The organism is Modestobacter sp. VKM Ac-2979 (genome assembly GCF_026967995.1).
Classification (GTDB): Bacteria; Actinomycetota; Actinomycetes; order Mycobacteriales; family Geodermatophilaceae; genus Modestobacter.
Genome location: NZ_JAPVBO010000004.1, coordinates 554,610 through 576,049, shown reverse-complemented (window position 1 = coordinate 576,049; position 21,440 = coordinate 554,610). Strand labels below are relative to the sequence as shown.

Genomic DNA, 21,440 nt, shown 5'->3' with positions numbered 1-21,440 from the left:
GGACGCCGAATGGGGGTATTGATATATGGCACTGACTTTCGGCACGCTGTTGAGTTCTCAAGGAGCGGACGCGCACGAAACCCGACCAATTGCTTGGCCCTCGTTCGAGGCGGCTTGTCCGACTGTACGCCGTGCACGGCTCGCTGTCACACCCGGGGGTCTGACCTCGCGGCTCCCGGCTCTTTCGACCCGGTCTCGCTCGGCGCAAAGAAGAAGTTACGTGCCGTCCAGGCCCTCGTCAAACCGCCGGAGGGCCTGAGCACCGTCCGAACGCCTCCCGAGGGCCATGGCGGCTGAGAAACCGCAGGTCAGCGCCGACACGGCTGTCCAGGATTGCGAGGCAGGTCACTCTGCGGAGGCCGGCGGGTGGGCCGGCCGGCCTCCGCGCACCGGCCTCAGAGCCCGAGCAGCGACTCGATCCCGACGGTCAGGCCAGGACGGCGGCCGATCTCCCGGACGGCGAGGAGGACACCGGGCATGAACGACGCCCGGTCGTAGGAGTCGTGCCGCAGGGTCAGCGTCTCCCCCGCTGCCCCCATGAGCACCTCCTGGTGGGCGACGAGCCCGGCGAGCCGGACCGCGTGCACGGGCACGCCCTCGATGTCGGCACCGCGCGCACCGGGCAGCGAGTCGGCCTCCCGGGTCGCGTCCGGCGCGGCCGGCACGCCCGCCGCCCGCCGGGCGGCCGCGACCAGCCGGGCCGTGCGGGCCGCGGTGCCCGAGGGGGCATCGACCTTGGCCGGGTGGTGCAGCTCGACGATCTCCACGGACGGGAAGAAGCGCGCCGCCTCCTGGGCGAAGCGCATGAGGAGCACGGCACCGATCCCGAAGTTCGGTGCGATGAGCACCCCGAGGTCCGGCTTGGGCTCCAGCCACTCGGCGATCGTGGCCAGCCGCTGCTCGTCGAAGCCCGTCGTCCCGACGACGCAGTGGATGTTCTGGTCGATGCAGAAGCGGATGTTGTCCATGACGGAGTCGGGCCGGGTGAAGTCGACGACCACCTGGGCGCCCGCGTCCGCCACGTTGAACAGCCAGTCGCGCTCGTCGACCATCGCCACGAGCTCGAGGTCCTCCGCGGCGTCGACCGCCCGGCACACCTCGGTGCCCATCCGGCCCCGGGCGCCGAGCACCCCCACCGAGACCAGCGGGGTCTCCCCGGTGGTGGAGGTCGGAGGCTGGACGTCGGGGGCCGGCGGGGTGCTCATCCCGCGATGCTCACCAACGCGGGCGTCGCACGCAAGGCGGCGCCCACCCACCGGCAGGTCAGGTCGGACGCGCGGCCCGGTGCCGGGCGAGGGCTTCCCAGGCCAGGAGCCCGACGGCCACCCCGGCGACGTCGGCCGCGAGGTCGGCGACCGACGTCGACCGGTTCAGCACGGCCAGGGACTGGAGCAGTTCACTGGCCGCCGCGTAGAGCACCAGGAGGACGGCGAGCACCCACCGGCCGACACCGGCCCACCGGCCGCTGACCGCCAACCCGGCGAACAGCAGCCCGTGCACGACCTTGTCCACGCCCGGCGGGGCCGACGGCACGCCGGACGCCGGGGTGAACAGCACCGCCAGCGACACCAGCACGACGACGGCGAAGGTGCCGCGCGCCAGTGCACCGTGGTCGGCGAACCGCAGGGTCGGGCGGGAGCTCATCCGGCGACTCAGGCGGCGAGCAGCCGGTCGAGGTCGCGTTCCCGGTAGGGGCCGACGACGGCCAGGCAGGTCGGCCGGGTGAACAGGTCGGCGGCCACCGCACGCACCTGGTCCTCCTGCACCGCCTCCAGCCGGGCCAGCACCTCTCGCACCGGCAGGTACTCGCCGTAGGAGAGCTCGCTCTTGCCCAACCGGCTCATCCGCGAGCCGGTGTCCTCCAGCCCCAGCACCAGCCCGCCCTTGAGCTGGCCGCGTGCCCGGACGACCTCCTCGGTGGTCAGGCCGGTGGCCGCGACCTCCGCGAGCCCGGCGCGGATCAGCCGGAGCACCTCGGGCACGCGCTTGGGCGAGCAGCCGGCGTACACCGAGAAGCTCCCGGCACCGGCGTAGTGGGTCAGCGAGGACCCCACGCTGTAGACCAGGCCCCGCTTCTCCCGGATCTCCTGGAACAGCCGCGAGCTCATGCCGCCACCCACTGCGGCGTCCAGCACCGCGCCGGCGTACCGCCGCTCGTCCAGTCGGCCCATCCCCAGGCTGCCCAGCAGCAGGTGCGTCTGCTCGGTGCGCCGGTGGATCAGCCCGGTCGGCCGGGCCGGCTCGCCCAGGACGACGTCGGACCCCAGCCGCAACGGCTCCGGCCGCGCTCCCCCGCTCAACCGTCCACCGAAGGCCGCCGTGACGAGGTCGATGACCTGTTGGTGGTCGACCCGCCCGGCCGCCGAGACGACGATCGAGGGGACGGCGTAGCGGTCGCGGTACCAGCCGTCGACGTCGTCCCGGGTCAGGGACTCGATCGACTCCACGGTGCCGAGCACCGACCGGCCCAGCGGGGTGTCGCCGAACAGGGTCTCGGCGTACAGGTCGTGCACCGCGTCGGCGGGCTCGTCGTCGCGCATCGCGATCTCCTCGAGCACCACCGTGCGCTCGGACTCGAGGTCCGGGGCGGTGTTGAGGGCCTCGGTGACCAGGTCCCCGAGCAGGGTCACCGCGAGCGGGAGGTCGCTGGCGAGCACGTTCGCGTAGTAGCAGGTGTGCTCCTTGGCGGTGAAGGCGTTCATCTCACCACCGACGGCGTCCATCGCCGTGGCGATCTCCAGCGCCGTGCGGCTCCGGGTGCCCTTGAACAGCAGGTGCTCGAGGAAGTGCGAGGAGCCGCCCAGCTCCGGGCTCTCGTCCCGGGACCCGACCCCGACCCAGATGCCGAGGGTCGCCGACAGCACCCCGGGCATCGTCTCGGTGAGCACCCGCAGCCCGCCGGGCAGCTCGGTCCGCTCCACCCGGCCGCCGACCTCGTCGACGTCCAGCACCTGCGTGACACCGACCGGGGCCGGGACGGACGCCGCAGCGCCCGCCCCGGCCCCGGTCAGGTCGGTACTCGTGTTCACGCCTCCGCGGGAGCGGCGGTCTCGTCAGCCGGAGCTGCGTCACCGGCAGCGGCGGCGTCGCCCTCGACGACCGGCACCAGGCTGATCTTGCCGCGGGCGTCGATGTCGGTGATCTCGACCTGCAGCTTGTCGCCGACGTTCGCGACGTCCTCGACCTTGGCGATCCGCTTGCCGTTGCCCAGCTTGCTGATGTGGACCAGGCCGTCGCGGCCGGGAAGCAGCGAGACGAAGGCGCCGAAGGCCGTCGTCTTGACCACGGTGCCGAGGAACCGCTCGCCGACCTTGGGCAGCGTCGGGTTCGCGATGGCGTTGATCCGGTCGACCGCGGCCTGGGCCGAGGGGCCATCGGAGGCGCCGACGTAGATCGTGCCGTCGTCCTCGATGGTGATGTCGGCGCCGGTCTCGTCCTGGATCGCGTTGATCATCTGCCCCTTCGGGCCGATGACCGCGCCGATCTTGTCGACCGGGATGCGCACCGTGGTCACCCGCGGGGCGTAGGCGCTCATCTCGTCGGGGCCGTCGATCGCCTCGAGCATGACGTCGAGGATGTGCAGCCGGGCCGCGCGGGCCTGGGTCAGCGCACCGGCGAGGACGTCGGAGGGGATGCCGTCGAGCTTCGTGTCCAGCTGGAGGGCCGTCACGAAGTCCTTGGTGCCGGCGACCTTGAAGTCCATGTCACCGAAGGCGTCCTCGGCACCGAGGATGTCGGTCAGCGCGACGTACTCGGTCTTGCCGTCGACCTCGTCGGAGACCAGGCCCATGGCGATGCCGGCGACCGCGGCCTTCAGCGGCACACCGGCGTTGAGCATGGCCAGCGTCGAGGCGCAGACAGAGCCCATCGAGGTGGAGCCGTTGGAGCCGAGGGCCTCGGAGACCTGTCGGATCGCATAGGGGAACTCCTCGCGGTTCGGCAGCACCGGCAGCAGTGCCCGCTCGGCCAGCGCTCCGTGGCCGATCTCGCGGCGCTTGGGCGAGCCCACCCGGCCGGTCTCACCGGTGGAGTACGGCGGGAAGTTGTAGTTGTGCATGTAGCGCTTGCGGGTGATCGGGTTCAGCGTGTCCAGCTGCTGCTCCATGCGGAGCATGTTCAGCGTGGTGACGCCCATGATCTGGGTCTCGCCGCGCTCGAACAGCGCCGAGCCGTGCACCCGCGGGAGCACCTCGACCTCGGCCGACAGCGGCCGGATGTCGGTGAGCCCACGGCCGTCGATGCGGATCTTGTCGCGCAGGATGCGCTGCCGGACGACCTTCTTGGTCACGGCGCGGAAGGCTCCGGAGACCTCCTTCTCGCGGCCCTCGAACTGCCCGGCCAGGGCGGCCTTGACCTCGTCCTTGAGCGCGTCGGTGGCCTCCTCGCGCTCCTGCTTGCCGGCGATGGCCTGGGCCACGGCCAGCTTCTCGGCGGCGTGCGCCTCGACGGCGGCGTAGACGTCGTCCTGGTAGTCCAGGAAGCGGGGGAAGTGCGCCTCCGGCTTGGCGGCCTTCTCGGCCAGCGCGGACTGCGCCTGGCACAGCGCCTTGATGAACGGCTTCGCGGCCTCGAGGCCCTGGGCCACGACCTCCTCGGTCGGGGCGGTGGCGCCACCGGCGATGAGCTCGATGGTCTTCTCGGTGGCCTCGGCCTCGACCATCATGATCGCGACGTCGCCGTCGGGCAGGACCCGGCCGGCCACGACCATGTCGAAGACGGCGTCCTCGAGCTCGGCGTGGGTCGGGAAGCCGACCCACTGCCCGTTGATCAGCGCCACCCGGGTGCCACCGATCGGGCCAGAGAACGGCAGGCCGGAGAGCTGGGTGGAGGCCGACGCGGCGTTGATCGCGAGCACGTCGTAGACGTGGTCGGGGTCCAGGGACAGGACGGTGATGACGACCTGGACCTCGTTGCGCAGGCCCTTGGCGAAGGTCGGCCGCAGCGGGCGGTCGATCAGCCGGCAGGTGAGGATCGCGTCCTCGGAGGGGCGGCCCTCGCGGCGGAAGAACGAACCGGGGATCTTCCCGATCGAGTACATCCGCTCCTCGACGTCCACCGTGAGCGGGAAGAAGTCGAACTGCTCCTTGGGCTGGCGGCCGGCCGTGGTGGCCGACAGCAGCGTGGTGTCGCCCATGGTGGCCACGACGGAGCCGGCGGCCTGCTTGGCGAGGCGGCCGGTCTCGAAGGTGACGGTGCGGGAACCGAGGGCCCCGTTGTCGATCACCGCGGTGGCGGTGAACACGCCGTCCTCGGCGTCGAAGTCGGTGGGATCTGTGGTGGGTGCGGACATCGTGTCCTCTTCCTACGTCGCATACGGCGACGTCCTCTTCGCGGCGTCGCGCCGACGGCGTCCGGGGCGACCGGTCTTCGATCGAAGCCCTCGGGGGGCGCACTCGCGGGGTCCTGCACTCAGGCTCGCTGCGTCCCGGGGGCCACTACCGAGGACCGGCCCTCGCGGGGCGGCCGGCGTGGGGCCGGTGGTCCCGTGCGGCGGGTGCCGCACGAGTGAGGGGACCGTCCCGGTGTTGCCGGAGCGGTCCCCTCGGTCGTGCTAGCGGCGCAGGCCGAGCCGCTCGATGAGCGAGCGGTACCGGTTGATGTCGGTCTTGGCCAGGTAGTTCAGCAGCCGCCGGCGACGGCCGACCAGCAGGAGCAGGCCCCGCCGGCTGTGGTGGTCGTGCTTGTGCAGCTTGAGGTGCTCGGTCAGGTCGCTGATCCGTCGGGTCAGCATCGCGACCTGCACCTCGGGGGAACCGGTGTCGTTCTCGACCGTCGCGTACTCGGTCATGATCTGCTTCTTCGTCGCGCTCTCCAGCGCCATGGTGCCTCCAGGGCAGGTCACGTGTGGCCCCCGGTCTGTGTCACGGGGGCAGCATGCACACACGTCGGTCACCCGACGTCAGCACCGAGGTTACACGGCCGCACCAGGGTCAGGCCCGGAGTCGCCCGGTCACACCTCCAGGACGGCGCGGGTCCGCGCCACGTCCTCGCCCATGGCCACCAGCAGCTCCGGCACCCCGGCGAAGCTGAGCATCGGGCGCAGCCGCTCGACGAACTCGACGCCGACGTGCTCGCCGTACAGGTCGCCGTCGAAGTCGAGCAGGTGGGCCTCGACGGTGCGCCGGGCGCCGGCGAAGGTCGGGTTGCTGCCCACCGAGATCGCGGCCGGGTGGGTGCTGCGGCTGACCCCGCGGTGGTCGCGCAGCACCAGCCGCCCGGCGTAGACCCCGTCGGCCGGGATCGCGGTGTGCGCCGGGCTCTCCACGTTGGCGGTCGGGTAGCCGAGCTCCCGCCCGCGACGGTCACCGCGGACGACGATCCCGTCGACCCGGTGCGGGCGGCCGAGCGCGAGGGCGGCCGACGCCATGTCCCCGGCGGCCACGCAGGCCCGGATGTAGGTGGAGGAGATGGTCACCTCGCCGTCGCCGGTCAGGTCGGGGGCCGAGCCGACGCTGGTCAGGTCGACCCCCTCGACGCTGAAGCCGAACCGACGGCCCTCGGCGGCCAGCGTCTCGACGGTCCCGGCCGCCTTGTGTCCATAGGTGAAGTTCCGCCCCACCACCACCTGGGCGGCGTGCAGGTGCTCGACCAGCACGGTGTGCGTGAACTCCCCCGGGGACAGCCGGCTGAACTCGGGCGTGAAGGGCAGCACGCACATGGCGTCCACACCCAGCTCGGCCACCAGTTCGGCCTTGCGGTCGGCCGAGGTCAGGATCGCCGGGTGGGACCCGGGCCGCACCACCTCGGAGGGGTGCGGGTCGAAGGTGAGCAGCAGCGCCGGTCGTCCGACCGCGCGGGCCCGGGTGACCGCCGCACCGATCAGGTGCTGGTGGCCGCGGTGCACGCCGTCGTACATGCCGACGGTGACCACCGTGCGCCCCAGGTCCGGCGGGGTCGCGTCCAGCCCACGCCAGCGCAGCACGTCGTTCCCCTCCCCCGCTGTCGAGTGGTCGACGTGCTCAGGAGGCCACGGGCGCGACGCGGTGCAGCCAGCCGTGGGTGTCGGGGACCCGGCCGTGCTGGACGTCGAGCAGCCGCGCGCGCAGCTCCATGGTCAGCGGGCCGGGCTCGCCGTTGCCGACCGTGAAGTCGCCGGTGCGCCCCTTGACCTCACCGACCGGGGTGATGACCGCGGCCGTACCGCAGGCGAAGGTCTCGGTCACCGTGCCGTCGGCGACGCCGGCCCGCCACTCGTCGACGCTGAACTTCCGCTCGGTGACCGGGTGCCCGAGCTCGCGGGCCACGGTGATCAGCGACTCGCGGGTGATGCCGGGCAGCAGCGTGCCGGTGAGCTCAGGGGTGACGAGCTCGGCGTCGGCGCCGGAACCCAGGACGAAGAACAGGTTCATCCCGCCCATCTCCTCGACCCAGCGCTTCTCCACCGCGTCCAGCCACACCACCTGGTCGCAGCCGGCGGCGATCGCCTGCTCCTGGGCCAGCAGGCTGGCCGCGTAGTTGCCGGCGCACTTGACGTCGCCGGTGCCGCCGGGGGCGGCCCGGATGTAGTCCTCGGAGAGGTAGACCGACACCGGCTGCACGCCGCGCGGGAAGTACGCCCCGGCCGGGCTGGCGATGACGAGGAACAGGTACTCGCTCGCCGGCCGGACCCCGAGGAACGGGTCGACGGCCATCATGTACGGGCGGAGGTAGAGGGTCTGGTCGGGGCCGGTGGGGACCCAGTCGCGGTCGGCGTCGACCAGGGCGTCGACGGCGGTGAGGAAGGCGTCGTGCGGGACGGCCGGCATGGCCAGCCGGGCGGCGCTGCGGGCGAACCGGGCGGCGTTGGACTCCGGCCGGAAGGTCGCGACGCTGCCGTCGGGCTGGGCGTAGGCCTTGAGCCCCTCGAAGATCGACTGGGCGTAGTGCAGGCCGGCGGTGCTGGGGTCCAGCTGGAGCGGCCCGTACCCGGTCAGCCGGGCGTCGACCCAGCCCTCGCCTGCACGGTACCGGGCCACGACCATCGAGTCGGTGAAGTGACGACCGAAGCCGGGGTCCGCCAGGACCGCGGCACGCTCGGCGGCGGACCGGCGCGGCACGTCCTCCACGACCAGCGGCACGCCCTCGGTGAAGACCCGGGGGGAGGTACGGCTGTCGGCGAGCGTGTCGGTCATGGCTCCCACCTGCTGGTGCTCGTGCTGGAGCGTGGTCCGGCGGTTGCCAGGCCCGCACGGTCACCCTAGCCCGGCTCCACGGGCCCACGGCACGTGCGGCGGGACGACCGCCCGTCCGTGGGTGGTGCGATCGGACGAACCGGCGGGCCCGGCCGTCGTCGCCGAGGCGGGCGACGACGGCGCGGGCCGGCGGCTCAGCTGCTCTTCGGGGCCGCGGACTCGACGACCTCGTAGCTCCACACGTGCTGCTGCGAGCGCTCGGCGGCCGGGGCCAGGGTGTCGCCCCCGCCGTCGTGCGCGCGGTCGAAGTCCTGGCTGGTCTGCCAGGCCTCGTAGGCCTCCTGGCTGCTCCACCGCGTGTAGACGAGGTAGGAGTCGGTGCCGGCGACCGGGCGCAGCAGCTCGAACCACTCGAACCCCGGGGTGGTCTCCACCGCACCGGCGCGGCCCTTGAACCGCTCCTCGAAACGGGCGCGCTTGTCCTCGGGCATGGTCACGACGTTGATCTTGACGACGCTCATGCACCGCATCCTGCCCAGCGACGACCGGCTCGACACGGCGGGTGCGACACCCGCAGCTGCTCGTCCCCGTCCACTCGCGCTGGAGGGCGCGGTCATCCCCGCGGCGGTGGGACGTAGACCCGGATCGGCGGGCGCACTCCGGCAGGGGTCGTCCAGTCGGCCGACCGGCGGTCGACCAGCCGCCATCCCAGCCGCTCGTACAGGCGCACGGCGCCGCTGGCCTCGACCACCTCGAGCACCACCTGCAGACCCCGGTCCTCGGCGCACGCCGTCGCCGCGGCCAGCAGACCGGCGCCGAGGCCCTGCCCTCTCCCCCGCGGCGCGACGTACAGCCGGGAGACGGCGCCCAGCCCGCCGGCCGGCACCCCGATCCGTCGGCTCAGCACGTCGTCGACGACGCCGCCCACCAGACAGGCGTGCCCGACGACGACGCCGGCCACCTCGGCCACCCAGCAGGCGACGGTCCCGCTGGGCGTCGACCACGCTGTGGGGTCCGCCGGCCACCGCGCCGGGTACCCGTCGACGTCGTGCACCTCCCGCAGGGCGCGGACGCTGCCCGGGAGGTCGTGGTCCACCCGTCGCCGCACCAGCACCCGGACAGTCTGCCGAGCCGGTGGGCGAGACTGATGCGGTGACCGAGCAGCCGCGCACCGCCGACATCGGCTTCGCCCGGCTGGACCCCGACCGGGCGGCCCGGACCGGCACCCCCGAGGTCGTCTTCGCCGGCGGCAAGACCCCGGCCGAGACGGTGGGCTGCCTGGCCGGCCTGCTCGACGCCGGCGCCCCGCTCGCCTGGGCCACCCGGGTGGACGAACCCACCGCCGCGGCGGTGCTCGCCCGCTGGCCGGAGGCCCACGTCGACCCGGTGGGCCGGGTGGCCTGGGTGGGCACGCCGGAACCGCCGGTCGGCCGGGTGCTCGTGCTCACCGCCGGGACGTCGGACGGCGCGGTCGCCGCCGAGGTCGCCGCCACCCTGGCCGCCAGCGGGGTGGGGTGCCGTCGCGTGGACGACGTCGGGGTGGCCGGCGTGCACCGGGTGCTGGCCGTGGCCCCGGACCTGGCCGCGGCCGACGCCGTCGTCGTGGTCGCCGGGATGGACGGCGCGCTGCCCAGCGTGGTCGCCGGGCTCACCGACCGGCTGGTGGTCGCCGTCCCCACCTCGGTCGGCTACGGCGCCGCCTTCGAGGGCCTGGCCGCGCTGCTCACCATGCTCACCGCCTGCGCGCCCGGCGTGCTGGTCGTCAACATCGACAACGGGTTCGGCGCCGGCGTCGCGGCCGCCCGGATCGTCCGCTCAGCTCACCGGTAGCGCACCGGGTCGGGCAGCAGCTCGTTCATCGCCCCCGACCGGAAGCCCCGCGGGTCCAGCTCCACCCGGGCGAACCCGGGGACCGCGGCCAGCAGCTCCGTGCCGACGACCGGCACCAGTGCGGCATCGACCTCCACCCGGGCCACGTCCTCGCCCATGTCCCGCACCCGCAGGTCCCGCGCCGGGTGCCCGGCCTCGGCCAGCGCCGCCCGCAACGCCGCCTCGGCCGCCTCCACCCGCGCCAGGCCCGCCGCCGACACCGGCACCCCGTAGGCGATCCGGCTGGCCAGGCACGCGGCGGCCGGCTTGTCGGCCAGCGGCAGGCCCCAGAGCCGGGCGGCCGCCCGGACGTCGTCCTTGGTCATGCCGGCCCTGGCCAGCGGCGCCCACGCGCCCCGTTCGGCAGCCGCCCGGATGCCGGGCCGGAAGCCCGCCCGCAGGTCATCGGCGTTCGTACCGGTGACCACGTCGGCGATCCCCAGCTCCGTGGCCAGCGGGGTGAGCACGTCGACCAGCTCGGTCTTGCAGAACGCACAGCGGTCACCGGCGTTGGCGACGTACCCCGGCCGGGACAGCTCGTCGGTGCGCGGCTGCTCGTGCCGCACCCCCAGCGAGCTCGCGAACGCCCGTGCCGCCACCTGCTCCGCCGCCGGCAGGCTCGGGGAGACGGCCGTCGCGGCGACCACCCGTCCGGCGCCCAGGGCGCGCACCGCAGCGGCCAGCACGACACCGGAGTCGACGCCGCCGGAGAAGGCAACCAGCACCCCAGGGACGGCGGCGAGCTCGGCGTCCAGCAGGGCCAGCCGGTGCTCGAGTGCGCTCATCCTCCGCAGGGTGTCATCCGGCTCAGCCCGGCGGGAAGCCGACCGCCACCCGGGCCACCGATCCGGCGTCCTCGACCAGCGCGACCAGCCGACCGTCGGGAGCGACCGCCGCGTGCAGCCCCGGGGTGCCGGTGGCCGGGACCCGCTGGCCGTACCCCAGGGCGACGGCCTCCTCCGCGGTGAGCTCCCGGGCGGGGAAGACCGCCCGGGCGGCGTCGGTCAGGCCCAGCACGCCCGGGCCGCTGCCCGGCCCGGCCAGCGCCTCGGCGGCCTCCTCGACCGGTCGGGCGTCGGCGGTGGCGAACGGCCCCGACGAGGTGCGGCGCAGGGCCGTGAGGTGGCCCCCGACCCCGAGGGCCGCGCCCACGTCCCGGGCGATCGCCCGGATGTAGGTGCCGGTGCTGCAGGAGACGGTGACGTCGACGTCGACCAGGTCGACGGTGGGACGACGGACGTCGTGGACGTCGATCCGGTGCACGGTCACCGACCGGGCCGCCAGCTCGAACTCCTCGCCGGCCCGCACCCGGTCGTAAGAGCGCTTGCCGTCGACCTTCACCGCGCTGACCGACGAGGGCACCTGCTGCAGCGGGCCCACCTGACCGGCCAGCGCGGCGCGGACGGCGTCCTCGGTGACCCCGGCGGCCGATGCGGTGGCGGTCACGTCACCCTCACGGTCGTCGGTGACCGTGGTCTGGCCGAGCCGGATGGTGGCCTCGTACGTCTTGTCCGAGCCGGAGAGGTGGCCGAGCAGCCGGGTGGCCGCGCCCACGCCCAGCACCAGCAGCCCGGTGGCCATCGGGTCCAGGGTCCCGGCGTGCCCGACCTTGCGCACCGACAGCACCCGCCGGGCGCGGGCGACGACGTCGTGGGAGGTCATGCCGCCGGCCTTGTCGACCAGCAGCAGGGACGGCGGGACGTCGGCGTCGGGCTTCTTCGGACTCACGGGGCCACGCTCTCACCCAGCCAGGCGCTGCCCCGCACCCGCCGGCCCACCGCCACCAGCCGCAGCACGATGAACAGGGTCAGGCCGGTCCACACCCCCGGCAGCCCCCAGTCCAGCCAGCCGGACAGCAGCGACAGCGGCACGAAGCCCACCAGCGCTGCGCCGACGGTCACGGTGCGCAGGTAGGCGACGTCCCCCGCGCCCATGAGCACCCCGTCCAGGGCGAAGACCACCCCGGCCAGCGGCTGCATGAGCGCCAGGAACCACCACACGACGCCGGCCTCGGCGAGCACCGCCGGGTCGTCGGTGAACAACGGCGGCAGCACCGGGCGCAGGGCGAGCAGTGCGACGGCGACGAGGACGCCGGTGCCCAGGCCCCAGCCGACCACCCGGCTCGCGGTGGCGCGGGCCTCGGCCGGGCGGGCCGCGCCCAGCGCCGTGCCGACGAGGGTCTGCGCGGCGATGGCGTAGGCGTCGAGCACCAGGGCGAGGAACAGCCACAGCTGCAGGGCGATCTGGTGCGCCCCGAGCTCGGCGGTGCCCGACCGGGCCACCACCCCCGTGGCGGCGGCGAAGGCCAGTTGGAGGACGGCGGCGCGCAGCAGGAGGTCGCGCCCGAGCACCAGCTGGCCCCGCAGCGCGGCCGGCCGGGGCCGCAGGGAGGTCCCGGTCCCGGCCAGCTCACGGGTCAGCGCACGGACGAAGAGCGCGGCGGAGACGGCCTGGCCGACCACGTTGGCCACGGCGGAGCCGACCAGCCCCATCTCGGCGGTGTGCACCAGCAGCGGGCACAGCACCAGGCTGACCAGGCTGCCGGCCAGGACGTAGCCCATCGGCCGGCGCAGCTCCTGGACGCCACGCAGCCAGCCGTTGCCCGCCAGTGCGATCAGCAGCAGCGGGAGCCCCAGGCTGGCCACCCGCAGCCATTCCTCGGCGGCGTCGGCGACCGGCCCGTCCCCGCCGGCGAGCAGGCGGGTCAGCGGCCCGGCCGCGACCTGGAAGACGGCGGCCAGCCCCAGGCCCAGGGCCAGGGCCAGCCAGGTGGCCTGCACGCCCTCGGCGACCGCGCCGTCCCGGTCCCCGGCCCCGGCGCGCCGGGCCGCGCGGGCGGTCGTGCCGTACGCCAGGAAGTTGAGCAGCGCCGCCACGTAGGCCAGCAGACCGCCGCCGACGGCGAGACCGCCGAGGCTGACCGTGCCGAGGTTGCCGACCACCGCGGTGTCGACGAGCAGGTACAGCGGCTCGGCGGCCAGCACGACCAGTGCCGGCGCCGCCAACGACGGGACCGACCTGCTCAGCGGGCCAGCTCCTGCCGGAGCTGCGCGATCGTGCCCTCCCGGTCGGCGGTCGAGGTGTACCCGGCGGCCGCGCGGTGCCCACCGCCCCCGAGGGCCATCGCCACCCGGGCCAGGTCGGTGGCACCGCGGGAGCGGAGGGAGACCGACCAGGCACCGTCGTCCTGGCCCTTGAGGACGCAGGCGACGTCGGCCTCGGCGGTGGCACGGACGACGTCGACGAGGGCCTCGAGCTGGTCGACGGCCAGGCCGTGGGTGCGCGCCTCCGCCGCCGTCGACCAGGTCCAGACCAGTCCTGCGCCGACCTCCCGGTCGAGCACGGCGCGCCCGGTGACGGCCGAGAGCAGCCCCAGCCAGCCGAAGGGCGCCGTGTCGAACAGCCGCTGGCTGATCGCCGCGTGGTCGATGCCGGTGCGCAGCAGCCGGGCAGCCAGCTCGTGGGTGCCCGGCGCGGTGTTGCCGAAGCGGAAGGAGCCGGTGTCGGCCGCCAACCCGGCGTACAGGCAGGTGGCCAGCCGCTCGTCGAGCTCGACGCCCAGGCCGTCCAGCAGGTCCGCGACGAGCACGACGGTCGCGGCGGCGCGTGCCTCGACCACCCGGATCTCGCCGAACCCGGGGTTGCTGGCGTGGTGGTCGACGACGACCGACCGCCGCGCGGTGGTCAGCAGGGCTGCCAGGTCACCCAGCCGACCGGGGGCGGCGGCGTCCAGGCTGACGAACACGTCGACGTCGGCCGGCACGGTCCGTGGTGGGACCAGCTGCTCGGCGCCGGGGAGCCAGCCCAGCGACGTCGGCAGCGTGAACGGCTCGGGGAAGGTGGCGACCACCCGGGCGCCGCAGCGTCGGAGCCCCTCGGCCAGCGCGAGGGTGCTGCCCAGGGCGTCGGCGTCGGGCTGGACGTGGCCGGAGAGCACGACCGTCTGCCCGGCGGCCGCCGCAGCGGCGAGCAGCTCCACGGCCGCGTCCGCGGGCGCGGAGACGGTGGTCATCGGTTCACGTGCCGTCCGGGCCGGCGTGCGGCGGCTGCTGCGGCTCGGGATCGGTGTTGCCGCCGCCCGGCGCGTAGTGCGTGCCGTCGTCCGGCTCGTCCTCGGCGATGCTGTCGGTCGTCCCGATGTCGCCGTGCTTGCCGCCGGCGGTGGGGTCGCCGGTGGCCGGCTCCTGCCGACCGCCGAACCCGGCTCCCTCCCATTCTCCGGCCAGGTCGTCCGGGTCCGGGTCCACGGCGCCGGTCACGATGCGCTCCGCTCGGCGGCCGACGGGCGGCCGTCGGCGTAGCCGTCCGTGCGGCCGGCAGCAGCGTCGGCCGGCTCGTCGGCAGCGCCGTCGAGGTCGTCCCCGTCCTCGGTGTCCTCGTCCTCGTCGACCGCGGGCTTGCGGTACGGGTCCGCCTCGCCCGCGTACTGGGCGTTCTCCCGGGCGCGGGCCAGTTCGGCGTCGGCCTCCCGGACGCGGGCCAGCGCCTCCTCCAGCTCCCGGGCGGTGTCCGGGACGATGTCGGCCACGAAGGCCAGCGTGGGCACGAACTTGATCCCGGTCTGCTTGCCCACGGTGGAGCGGAGCACGCCGGTGGCGCTGGCGAGGGCCCGTGCGGAGTCCTCGATCTGCAGCGCGTCGCCGTAGACGGTGTAGAACACCGTCGCCTCGCGCAGGTCGCTGGTGACCCGCGCGTCGGTGATGGTGACCATCCCGAGGCGGGGGTCCTTGATCTGCATCTCGATCGTGGCGCTGACGATCTGACGGATGCGCACCGCCAGTCGGCGTGCCCGGGCCGGGTCGGCCATGACGGACCTCCATGTCGAGGGTGTGGTGGCCCCCTTGCCGGGCCCCGCCGCGAGCGTGCGAGTGGCGGGGGGCAGGGGGGTCATTGATCGGTGTCGCTGGACAACTGCCGGTGCGTCGACAGCAGCGTCACCTCGGGTCGCTCGGCCAGCAACCGCTCGCAGGCGTCCAGCACGTCGCCCACCTGGGCGGCCTCGCCGGCCACGGTGGCGACCCCGACCTGCACACGGCGGTGCAGGTCGGGGTCGCCGACCTCGGCGGCGGCCACGGAGTAGCGACGCCGCAGTTCGGCCACGATCGGCTTCACCACGGCACGCTTCTCCTTGAGCGAGTGCACGTCGCCCAACAGCAGGTCGGCGGTGAGCGTGCCCGTGAACACGCTCACCGCCTCTCTGCTGCTCAGTGACTCACTGCCCCGTCCCGAGGCTCACGCCGAGCCTGCGAGGCGTGAGGAGGACGGGGTCCTTCCGTTATGCGCGCGGCTTCTCGCGCAGCTCGAAGGTCTGGATGACGTCCTCGGGCTTGATGTCGTTGAACGACCCCAGCCCGACACCGCACTCGTAGCCCTCGCGGACCTCGGTCGCGTCGTCCTTGAAGCGACGCAGCGACTCGACGGTCAGGTTGTCCGCGACCACGGCGCCGTCCCGGATGAGACGGGCCTTGGAGTTGCGGACGATCGTGCCGCTGCGCACCAAGGAGCCGGCGACGTTGCCGATCTTCGGGACCCGGAAGACCTCGCGGACCTCCGCGGTGCCCAGCTGCACCTCTTCGTACTCGGGCTTGAGCATGCCCTTGAGCGCGGACTCGATCTCCTCGATGGCCTGGTAGATGACCGTGTAGTACCGGACGTCCACGCCTTCGCGGGCGGCGAGCTCGGTGGCCTGACCCTCGGCCCGGACGTTGAAGCCCAGGACGATGACGTCGTCGGCCAGCGCCAGGTCGATGTCGCTCTTGGTGATCCCACCGACGCCGCGGTGGATGACCCGCAGCGTGAGGTCGTCGCTCACCTCGATCTTCATCAGCGCCTCCTCGAGCGCCTCGACGGTGCCCGAGTTGTCGCCCTTGATGATCAGGTTGAGCTGACGGGTCTCCTTGAGCGCCGCGTCGAGGTCCTCCAGGCTGATCCGCTTCCGCATGGACGCGTTCTGCGCGTTGCGGATGCGGGCCTGACGGCGATCGGCGATCTGCCGGGCGATCCGGTCCTCCTCTACGACGAGGAAGGTGTCACCGGCGCGCGGCACGGAGGTCAGGCCGACGACCTGGACCGGACGGGCCGGCAGGGCCTCCTTGAGCTTGTTGCCGTGCTCGTCGAGCAGCGACCGGACGCGACCGTAGGCGTCGCCGGCCACGATCGAGTCGCCCTGGCGCAGGGTGCCGCGCTGGACCAGCACCGTGGCGACGGGGCCACGGCCCTTGTCCAGCTTGCCCTCGATGACCACACCCTGGGGGTCCTGACCCACGTTGGCGCGCAGGTCCAGCGAGGCGTCAGCGGTCAGCAGGATCGAGGTCAGCAGGTCGTCGAGGCCCTGACGGGTGGTCGCGGAGACGTCGACGAACATCGTGTCGCCGCCGTACTCCTCGGCCACCAGCCCGTACTCGGTGAGCTGCTGACGGATCTTGGCGGGGTTGGCCCCCTCCTTGTCGATCTTGTTGACCGCGACCACGATCGGCACCTCGGCGGCCTGGGCGTGGTTGAGCGCCTCGACCGTCTGCGGCATGACGCCATCGTCGGCGGCCACGACCAGGACGACGATGTCGGTGACCTTCGCGCCACGGGCACGCATCGCGGTGAACGACTCGTGACCCGGGGTGTCGATGAAGGTGACCGGACGCTCGTTGCCCTCCAGCTCGGTGACGATCTGGTAGGCGCCGATGTGCTGGGTGATCCCACCGGCCTCCTTGCCCGCCACGTTCGCGTGCCGGAGCGCGTCCAGGAGCTTGGTCTTCCCGTGGTCGACGTGACCCATGACGGTGACGACCGGCGGGCGGATGCCCCAGTCGTCCTCGTCGTCGCTCTCCTCGTCACCGAAGGTGAGGTCGAAGGTGTCGAGGAGCTCGCGGTCCTCGTCCTCCGGGCTGACGACCTGGATGACCCAGCCGATCTCGGCACCCAGCAGCTGCAGGGTGTCGTCGTTGACCGACTGCGTCGCGGTGATCATCTCGCCCAGGTGGAACAGGGCGGTGACCAGCGCGGCCGGCTCGGCGTTGATCCGCTCGGCCAGGTCGGTCAGCGAGGCGCCACGCGGCAGCCGGACGGTCTGCCCGTTGCCACGGGGCAGCGAGACGCCACCCATGCTCGGCGCCGCCATGGAGTCGAACTCCTGACGCCGCTGCTTCTTGCTCTTGCGCCCACGGACCGGACCGCGACCACCCGGACGCCCGAAGGCACCCGCAGTGCCGGCACCGGAGCCACCGCGGCCACGACCACGGCCACCGCCGCCGCCACCCGGACGGAAGCCACCGCCGGCCGGCGCGCCACCGGGACCACCGGGACCGCCGCCACCGGGACGGAAGCCACCGCCACCGCCGGGACCACCCGGACGGCCACGACCACCGGCGCCACCAGGGCCGCCAGGGCCACCGGCGCGACCGCCAGCGGCCGGCCGCGGCGGCATCATGCCGGGGCTCGGACGCTGCGGCATCATGCCGGGGTTGGGACGCGGCCCACCCGGACCGGCGGCGGGACGGGGCCCGCCAGGACCGGACGACGGACGGGGTCCGCCGGCGCCGGGAGCCGGACGCGGGCCACCGGGGCCGGGACGCGGCCCACCGGGACCGGCCTGCTGACCGGGAGCTCCGCCGGGTCGCGGACCGGCGGCAGCCGGACGCGGGGCGCTGCTGAAGGGGTTGTTGCCCGGCCGGGGGGCCGGACGGGGGCCGGGCCGCGGCCCGGGAGCGGCCGGGCGCGGGGCGCCCGGAGCGGCTCCACCAGCGGCCGGGCCGCCGTCCGGCGCACCACCCGCGGGTCGCGGACCCGGAGCGGCCGGACGCGCGCCCGGCTGGGCCGGTGCGGCCGGAGGCTGCTGGGTCGGGGCACTGGCGGCCGGCTGCTGCGGGGCCGGGGCCTCGACCACCGGCTGCTGCGGGGCCGGCCGGGGGCCGGGACGCGGGCCGGGAGCCGCCGGACGGGCCGGCGACGGAGCACCAGTCTGGGCAGCCGGTGCCTGGGCAGCCGGTGCCTGGGCAGCCGGTGCCTGGGCAGCCGGGGCCTCGGCAGCGGCCGGAGCCGGAGCAGCGGGAGCCGGGGCGGCAGGAGCCGACGCCACCGGCGCGGGCCGGGGGCCGGGACGCGGAGCGGGGCGGCCACCGGAGGCGCCGTTGCCGCCACCGGAGCTCGAGGCACCGTCGCCGGGGAAGGCCTCACGCAGCCGTCGGGCCACCGGGGCCTCGACGGTGGACGAGGCGGACTTCACGAACTCGCCCTGCTCCTTGAGCTTGGCGAGCACTGTCTTGCTGTCGATACCGAGCTCTTTCGCGAGCTCGTGTACGCGGGCCTTGCCTGGCACGGGTCTCCTCTGGTGAGGCCGGCGGCTGGCCCGCTCGACCTCTGTCTCAGTGGTGCATGGTCATCGTGGCGACTTCACGGGTTGCTCATCCGAGGTCGTCCTGCTCTCGACTGTGGACCGGCCGGGTGCCGGTCCGACTGGATCGCGCTCAGTACATGGTGCTCGGTTGGTGCAGGGTGCTCGGTGCGGTCCGTCCGGGGCACCACCCGGGCGGGTCAGGTGACCTGCCGGAGGACGTGGGCCTCGAGCGGGCCGGTCTCCAGCGGCGTGCTGCTGCGCAGCGCGCGCGGGAAGGCCCGGCGCCGGACTGCTGCCTGCAGGCACTCCGCGGTGGGGTGCAGGGACGCACCCCGGCCGGGGAGCCGTCGCCGCGGATCAGGGGTGAGCCCCCCGCCGCGGACGACGACACGCAACAGCTCGGTGACCGGAGCGCGTCGCCGGCACCCCACACAGGTGCGGACCGGCATCGACGAATCGGCCATCAGGGAGTCTAGCGCGCCGCGGGCCCGGGATGTTCCGCGCGCCGTACGGGGGGGCGGTGACCGCCCTGCGGACCGCGGGCACCGGGCCGGCCCGGCTGCACGCCCGCCCGCAACGGAGCCCGCCCGACACCCGGGGAGACCGGGGCGTCGCCGTCGGTGGGCTCGGCGTCACTGCGGATGTCGATCCGGCACCCGGTGAGCCGGGCGGCCAGGCGGGCGTTCTGCCCCTCCTTGCCGATCGCCAGCGACAACTGGTAGTCCGGCACGACCACCTGGACCGCCCGAGCGGCCGGGTCCACCACCCGTGCGCTGGTGACTCGCGCGGGCGACAGCGCAGAGGCGACGAAGCTGGCCTCGTCCTCGGACCAGTCGACGATGTCGATCTTCTCGCCGTGCAGGTCGCTCATCACGTTGCGGACCCGCTGGCCCATCGGGCCGATGCACGCACCCTTGGCGTTCAGCCCCGGGACGCGGGTGCGGACGGCGATCTTCGACCGGTGCCCGGCCTCGCGCGCCACGGCGACGATCTCCACGCTGCCGTCGGCGACCTCGGGAACCTCGAGCGCGAACAGCTTGCGGACCAGGTTGGGGTGGGTGCGCGACAGCGTCACCTGCGGGCCGCGGAAGGTGCGGGCGACGGAGACGACGTAGGCCTTCAGGCGGCTGCCGTGCCGGTAGTCCTCACCGGGCACCTGCTCGGGGGCCGGCAGCGTGGCCTCCACCTTGCCGATGTCGACCAGCACCACGCCCTGGGTGTTGCGGCGTTCGTGCGCCTGCACGATGCCGCTGACGATGTCGCCCTCCTTGCCGGCGTACTCCCCGAAGGTCTGCTCGTGCTCGGCGTCGCGGAGCCGCTGGATGATCACCTGCTTGGCGGTGCTGGCGGCGATCCGGCCGAAGTCGGAGGGGGTGTCGTCCCACTCGTGCACGACCTCGCCGTCCGGCCCCAGCTCCTGGGCCAGGACGGCGACCTCGCCGCTCTTGCGGTCGACCTGCACGCGCACGTGCTTGGCCGCGCCGTCCGCGTGCCGGTAGGCGGTGACCAGCGCGCTCTCGATCGCCTGCAGCACCGTGTCCGCGGGGATGCCCTTCTCCCGCTCGACCGCCTTGAGAGCCGTCACGTCGATGTTCACTCGTTGCCTCCTCGTCGCGACCGGGGGTCCTGCGGCGCGCGGCGCGGGGCCGGTCGTCCGGTCCTCCCGCTCGCGTCGGTCGCGTCGGCCCCGGCCGGGTCCTGCTCGTGGTCGTGCTCGGTGCCCGCGGGCACCTCGTCGTCGGTCTCGTCGTCGTCCTGGTGCGCCTCGTCGTCCTGGTGCTCGTCGTCGTGCTCGTCGTCGTCGTGCTCGTCGTCGGTGCCGTCGCCGTGGTGGACCAGCGCGGCGTCGCGGTGCCCGGCCGGGCGGGTGAACTCCACCTGCACCCGCGCCTCGCCCAGCTCTGCCCAGGGCACGGTGCGCTCGCCGACGGCCTTGCGCACCTGGCCCTTCTTGGTGCCGCCCTTCTCCACGGCCAGCACGACCCCGTCGTCGTCGACCCGGAGGACCCGGCCGGTGAGCTGCTCCCGGCCGGACTCGGGGCCGACGGCGACGCCGACCAACCGGCCGACGTTGCGCCGCCAGTGCCGCGGCAGGGTCAGTGGGCGGTCGACCCCGGGGCTGGTGACCTCCAGGACGTAGGGCGAGCGACCCAGCGCCTCGTCCTGCGCGTCGAGCACCTCCGACAGCGCACGGCTGAGCTCGGCGACGTCGTCCAGGCTGACCCCGGCGTCCCGGTCGACCACGACCCGCACCACCGACCGCTGGCCGGCGGGGCGGACGACGAGCTCCTCCAGGTCGTACCCGGCGGCGCCGACCACGGGCTCGACCCAACCGGTCAGCTTGGCGGTCACCACGTCCGCGGTGCCTGCACCTCGCGTGGACACCGACTGCCTCCTGTTGTGTGGGAACCGCGACGTGCCCACCGGGTGGGACCCCGATGGGCGGCCGGGCGGGCCCGACGGGCCACCGGCGTGCTGCGCGTGAACCGTCAGGCTACCGCCCGCACCGCCGGCACCACCGGTCCCACGAGTAGCGACCGGCGCTCCGGTGCGTTCGGCCAGGAGAGTCGCCCGGGACTGTCAGGATGGACGGCGATGTCCGGACTCCTCCCCGCTCCCCCGGCCGCCGGCACGTTCTCCCGACGCAGCCTGTTGATCGCCACCCTCGCCGGCACGGCGCTGGTGTCCACCGGCTGCACCGGCAGTCCTGGCGACGTCACCGACGCGGTCACCCCGGCGCAGGTCGACCGGCTCGCCGCCCAGGTCCGGGTGCAGGAGGAGGTGGTGGCCGGCTACGACCAGGCGTTGAGCAGCGCGCCCGACCTGGCCGCGACGCTGACCCCGCTCGCCGCGCAGGCGCGGGCACAGCTGGACCGGCTGCGCGCGGCCGCCCCCGGCGACACCGCGACGACCTCGGCGGCGACCAGCGGCGCCGCGGCACCGACCGATCCGGCGGAGGCACGCGTCTGGCTGCGGGGCGTCGTCGCTGCGGCCGCCACCGCGCACGCCGAGGCCTGCCCGGAGTTCACCGGAGGGCGGGCGGCGCTGCTCGGCAGCATCGCGGCCGGCCTCCGGGGCCAGGACGGACTGTTGGCATGAACACTGCTCCGCGACGGGCAGCCGGGAGACGG

The 21,440-nt window shown here is 74.3% G+C and carries 22 protein-coding genes and 1 pseudogene; 2 read left to right on the top strand and 21 right to left on the bottom strand.

Features of this window, described 5'->3' with window-relative positions; all coding sequences use genetic code 11:
- Nucleotides 1-395: 395 nt before the first annotated feature.
- The 9 genes from dapB to O2W15_RS14760 form a co-directional block, all read right to left on the bottom strand.
- Entirely contained in the window at nucleotides 396-1,205 is an 810-nt protein-coding gene (gene dapB / locus O2W15_RS14800) for a 4-hydroxy-tetrahydrodipicolinate reductase (RefSeq protein WP_269165222.1), read from the bottom strand.
- Nucleotides 1,206-1,263: 58 nt separating this feature from the next.
- Nucleotides 1,264-1,644: a VanZ family protein gene (locus O2W15_RS14795; protein ID WP_269165223.1), complete on the bottom strand. Its 381-nt coding sequence runs from the start codon at nucleotides 1,642-1,644 to the stop codon at nucleotides 1,264-1,266.
- 8 nt (nucleotides 1,645-1,652) lie between these two features.
- Complete coding sequence (locus O2W15_RS14790; RefSeq protein ID WP_269165224.1) at nucleotides 1,653-3,029, bottom strand: M16 family metallopeptidase; 1,377 nt, start codon at nucleotides 3,027-3,029, stop codon at nucleotides 1,653-1,655.
- Complete coding sequence (locus tag O2W15_RS14785) at nucleotides 3,026-5,290, bottom strand: polyribonucleotide nucleotidyltransferase (RefSeq protein WP_269165225.1); 2,265 nt, start codon at nucleotides 5,288-5,290, stop codon at nucleotides 3,026-3,028. Before O2W15_RS14785 ends, O2W15_RS14790 begins: the two co-directional genes overlap by 4 nt.
- Nucleotides 5,291-5,551: 261 nt before the next feature.
- Entirely contained in the window at nucleotides 5,552-5,821 is a 270-nt protein-coding gene (gene rpsO / locus O2W15_RS14780; RefSeq protein ID WP_091942961.1) for a 30S ribosomal protein S15, read from the bottom strand.
- A gap of 129 nt (nucleotides 5,822-5,950) precedes the next feature.
- Nucleotides 5,951-6,922, bottom strand: a complete 972-nt coding sequence (locus tag O2W15_RS14775; protein ID WP_269179936.1) for a bifunctional riboflavin kinase/FAD synthetase — start codon at nucleotides 6,920-6,922, stop codon at nucleotides 5,951-5,953.
- Between the two features lie 37 nt (nucleotides 6,923-6,959).
- Nucleotides 6,960-8,111 carry a branched-chain amino acid aminotransferase gene (locus tag O2W15_RS14770; protein ID WP_206330599.1) on the bottom strand — a complete coding sequence of 384 codons (1,152 nt, stop codon included), beginning with the start codon at nucleotides 8,109-8,111 and terminating at the stop codon, nucleotides 6,960-6,962.
- 194 nt (nucleotides 8,112-8,305) lie between these two features.
- Nucleotides 8,306-8,632 carry an antibiotic biosynthesis monooxygenase family protein gene (locus tag O2W15_RS14765; protein WP_269165227.1) on the bottom strand — a complete coding sequence of 109 codons (327 nt, stop codon included), beginning with the start codon at nucleotides 8,630-8,632 and terminating at the stop codon, nucleotides 8,306-8,308.
- A 92-nt stretch (nucleotides 8,633-8,724) separates the two neighbouring features.
- Nucleotides 8,725-9,225, bottom strand: a complete 501-nt coding sequence (locus O2W15_RS14760; protein WP_269179935.1) for a GNAT family N-acetyltransferase — start codon at nucleotides 9,223-9,225, stop codon at nucleotides 8,725-8,727.
- Between the two features lie 38 nt (nucleotides 9,226-9,263).
- On the opposite strand from O2W15_RS14760, the gene larB reads away from it, so the two are divergent.
- Nucleotides 9,264-9,941, top strand: coding sequence for a nickel pincer cofactor biosynthesis protein LarB (gene larB, locus O2W15_RS14755; RefSeq protein ID WP_269179934.1), 678 nt, complete (start codon nucleotides 9,264-9,266; stop codon nucleotides 9,939-9,941).
- Here larB and larE read toward each other — a convergent pair.
- The 12 genes and pseudogenes from larE to rimP all read right to left on the bottom strand — a co-directional run bounded on the left by larE (nucleotide 9,932) and on the right by rimP (nucleotide 20,694).
- On the bottom strand, nucleotides 9,932-10,765 hold the full coding sequence (larE, locus tag O2W15_RS14750; protein WP_269179933.1) for an ATP-dependent sacrificial sulfur transferase LarE: 834 nt from the start codon (nucleotides 10,763-10,765) through the stop codon (nucleotides 9,932-9,934). The genes larB and larE overlap by 10 nt on opposite strands.
- Nucleotides 10,766-10,787: 22 nt before the next feature.
- Nucleotides 10,788-11,708, bottom strand: a complete 921-nt coding sequence (truB, locus tag O2W15_RS14745; protein ID WP_269179932.1) for a tRNA pseudouridine(55) synthase TruB — start codon at nucleotides 11,706-11,708, stop codon at nucleotides 10,788-10,790.
- Complete coding sequence (locus O2W15_RS14740) at nucleotides 11,705-12,985, bottom strand: MATE family efflux transporter (RefSeq protein ID WP_269179931.1); 1,281 nt, start codon at nucleotides 12,983-12,985, stop codon at nucleotides 11,705-11,707. Before O2W15_RS14740 ends, truB begins: the two co-directional genes overlap by 4 nt.
- A 17-nt stretch (nucleotides 12,986-13,002) precedes the next feature.
- On the bottom strand, nucleotides 13,003-13,992 hold the full coding sequence (locus O2W15_RS14735) for a DHH family phosphoesterase (RefSeq protein WP_269179930.1): 990 nt from the start codon (nucleotides 13,990-13,992) through the stop codon (nucleotides 13,003-13,005).
- A 4-nt stretch (nucleotides 13,993-13,996) separates the two neighbouring features.
- The gene (locus O2W15_RS14730) at nucleotides 13,997-14,239 is read right to left on the bottom strand and encodes a hypothetical protein (RefSeq protein WP_269179929.1); all 243 of its coding nucleotides are present in this window, start codon (nucleotides 14,237-14,239) and stop codon (nucleotides 13,997-13,999) included.
- Nucleotides 14,236-14,787 (bottom strand): 30S ribosome-binding factor RbfA, encoded by a 552-nt coding sequence (gene rbfA, locus O2W15_RS14725; RefSeq protein WP_269165235.1) that lies wholly within the window; start codon nucleotides 14,785-14,787, stop codon nucleotides 14,236-14,238. Before rbfA ends, O2W15_RS14730 begins: the two co-directional genes overlap by 4 nt.
- Before the next feature lie 80 nt (nucleotides 14,788-14,867).
- Nucleotides 14,868-15,170 (bottom strand): DUF503 domain-containing protein, encoded by a 303-nt coding sequence (locus O2W15_RS14720; RefSeq protein ID WP_269165236.1) that lies wholly within the window; start codon nucleotides 15,168-15,170, stop codon nucleotides 14,868-14,870.
- A gap of 85 nt (nucleotides 15,171-15,255) precedes the next feature.
- Nucleotides 15,256-17,094 carry a translation initiation factor IF-2 gene (gene infB / locus O2W15_RS14715; protein ID WP_269165347.1) on the bottom strand — a complete coding sequence of 613 codons (1,839 nt, stop codon included), beginning with the start codon at nucleotides 17,092-17,094 and terminating at the stop codon, nucleotides 15,256-15,258.
- Nucleotides 17,095-18,150: 1,056 nt separating this feature from the next.
- Nucleotides 18,151-18,291 (bottom strand): annotated as a pseudogene (locus O2W15_RS14710) (translation initiation factor IF-2 N-terminal domain-containing protein); the annotation flags it as partial.
- A gap of 215 nt (nucleotides 18,292-18,506) precedes the next feature.
- Nucleotides 18,507-18,773, bottom strand: coding sequence for a YlxR family protein (locus O2W15_RS14705; protein ID WP_164701072.1), 267 nt, complete (start codon nucleotides 18,771-18,773; stop codon nucleotides 18,507-18,509).
- Nucleotides 18,774-18,781: 8 nt separating this feature from the next.
- Nucleotides 18,782-19,906 (bottom strand): transcription termination factor NusA, encoded by a 1,125-nt coding sequence (gene nusA, locus O2W15_RS14700; RefSeq protein ID WP_269165237.1) that lies wholly within the window; start codon nucleotides 19,904-19,906, stop codon nucleotides 18,782-18,784.
- Nucleotides 19,903-20,694, bottom strand: a complete 792-nt coding sequence (gene rimP / locus O2W15_RS14695) for a ribosome maturation factor RimP (protein ID WP_269179928.1) — start codon at nucleotides 20,692-20,694, stop codon at nucleotides 19,903-19,905. The genes nusA and rimP overlap by 4 nt, the downstream gene beginning before the upstream one ends.
- Before the next feature lie 210 nt (nucleotides 20,695-20,904).
- Here rimP and O2W15_RS14690 point away from each other — a divergent pair, with 210 nt between their 5' ends.
- On the top strand, nucleotides 20,905-21,408 hold the full coding sequence (locus O2W15_RS14690; protein WP_269179927.1) for a hypothetical protein: 504 nt from the start codon (nucleotides 20,905-20,907) through the stop codon (nucleotides 21,406-21,408).
- Nucleotides 21,409-21,440: the final 32 nt, after the last annotated feature.

Coding starts and splice junctions, on each gene's coding strand:
- O2W15_RS14795 (WP_269165223.1), bottom strand. CDS start 1,644: ATGAGCTCCCGCCCGACCCTGCGGTTCGCCGACCACGGTGCACTGGCG.
- O2W15_RS14735 (WP_269179930.1), bottom strand. CDS start 13,992: ATGACCACCGTCTCCGCGCCCGCGGACGCGGCCGTGGAGCTGCTCGCC.
- infB (WP_269165347.1), bottom strand. CDS start 17,094: ATGGCGGCGCCGAGCATGGGTGGCGTCTCGCTGCCCCGTGGCAACGGG.
- O2W15_RS14705 (WP_164701072.1), bottom strand. CDS start 18,773: ATGGCCGATTCGTCGATGCCGGTCCGCACCTGTGTGGGGTGCCGGCGA.
- dapB (WP_269165222.1), bottom strand. CDS start 1,205: ATGAGCACCCCGCCGGCCCCCGACGTCCAGCCTCCGACCTCCACCACC.
- O2W15_RS14770 (WP_206330599.1), bottom strand. CDS start 8,111: ATGACCGACACGCTCGCCGACAGCCGTACCTCCCCCCGGGTCTTCACC.
- O2W15_RS14765 (WP_269165227.1), bottom strand. CDS start 8,632: ATGAGCGTCGTCAAGATCAACGTCGTGACCATGCCCGAGGACAAGCGC.
- rpsO (WP_091942961.1), bottom strand. CDS start 5,821: ATGGCGCTGGAGAGCGCGACGAAGAAGCAGATCATGACCGAGTACGCG.
- rbfA (WP_269165235.1), bottom strand. CDS start 14,787: ATGGCCGACCCGGCCCGGGCACGCCGACTGGCGGTGCGCATCCGTCAG.
- larE (WP_269179933.1), bottom strand. CDS start 10,765: ATGAGCGCACTCGAGCACCGGCTGGCCCTGCTGGACGCCGAGCTCGCC.
- O2W15_RS14690 (WP_269179927.1), top strand. CDS start 20,905: ATGTCCGGACTCCTCCCCGCTCCCCCGGCCGCCGGCACGTTCTCCCGA.
- O2W15_RS14785 (WP_269165225.1), bottom strand. CDS start 5,290: ATGTCCGCACCCACCACAGATCCCACCGACTTCGACGCCGAGGACGGC.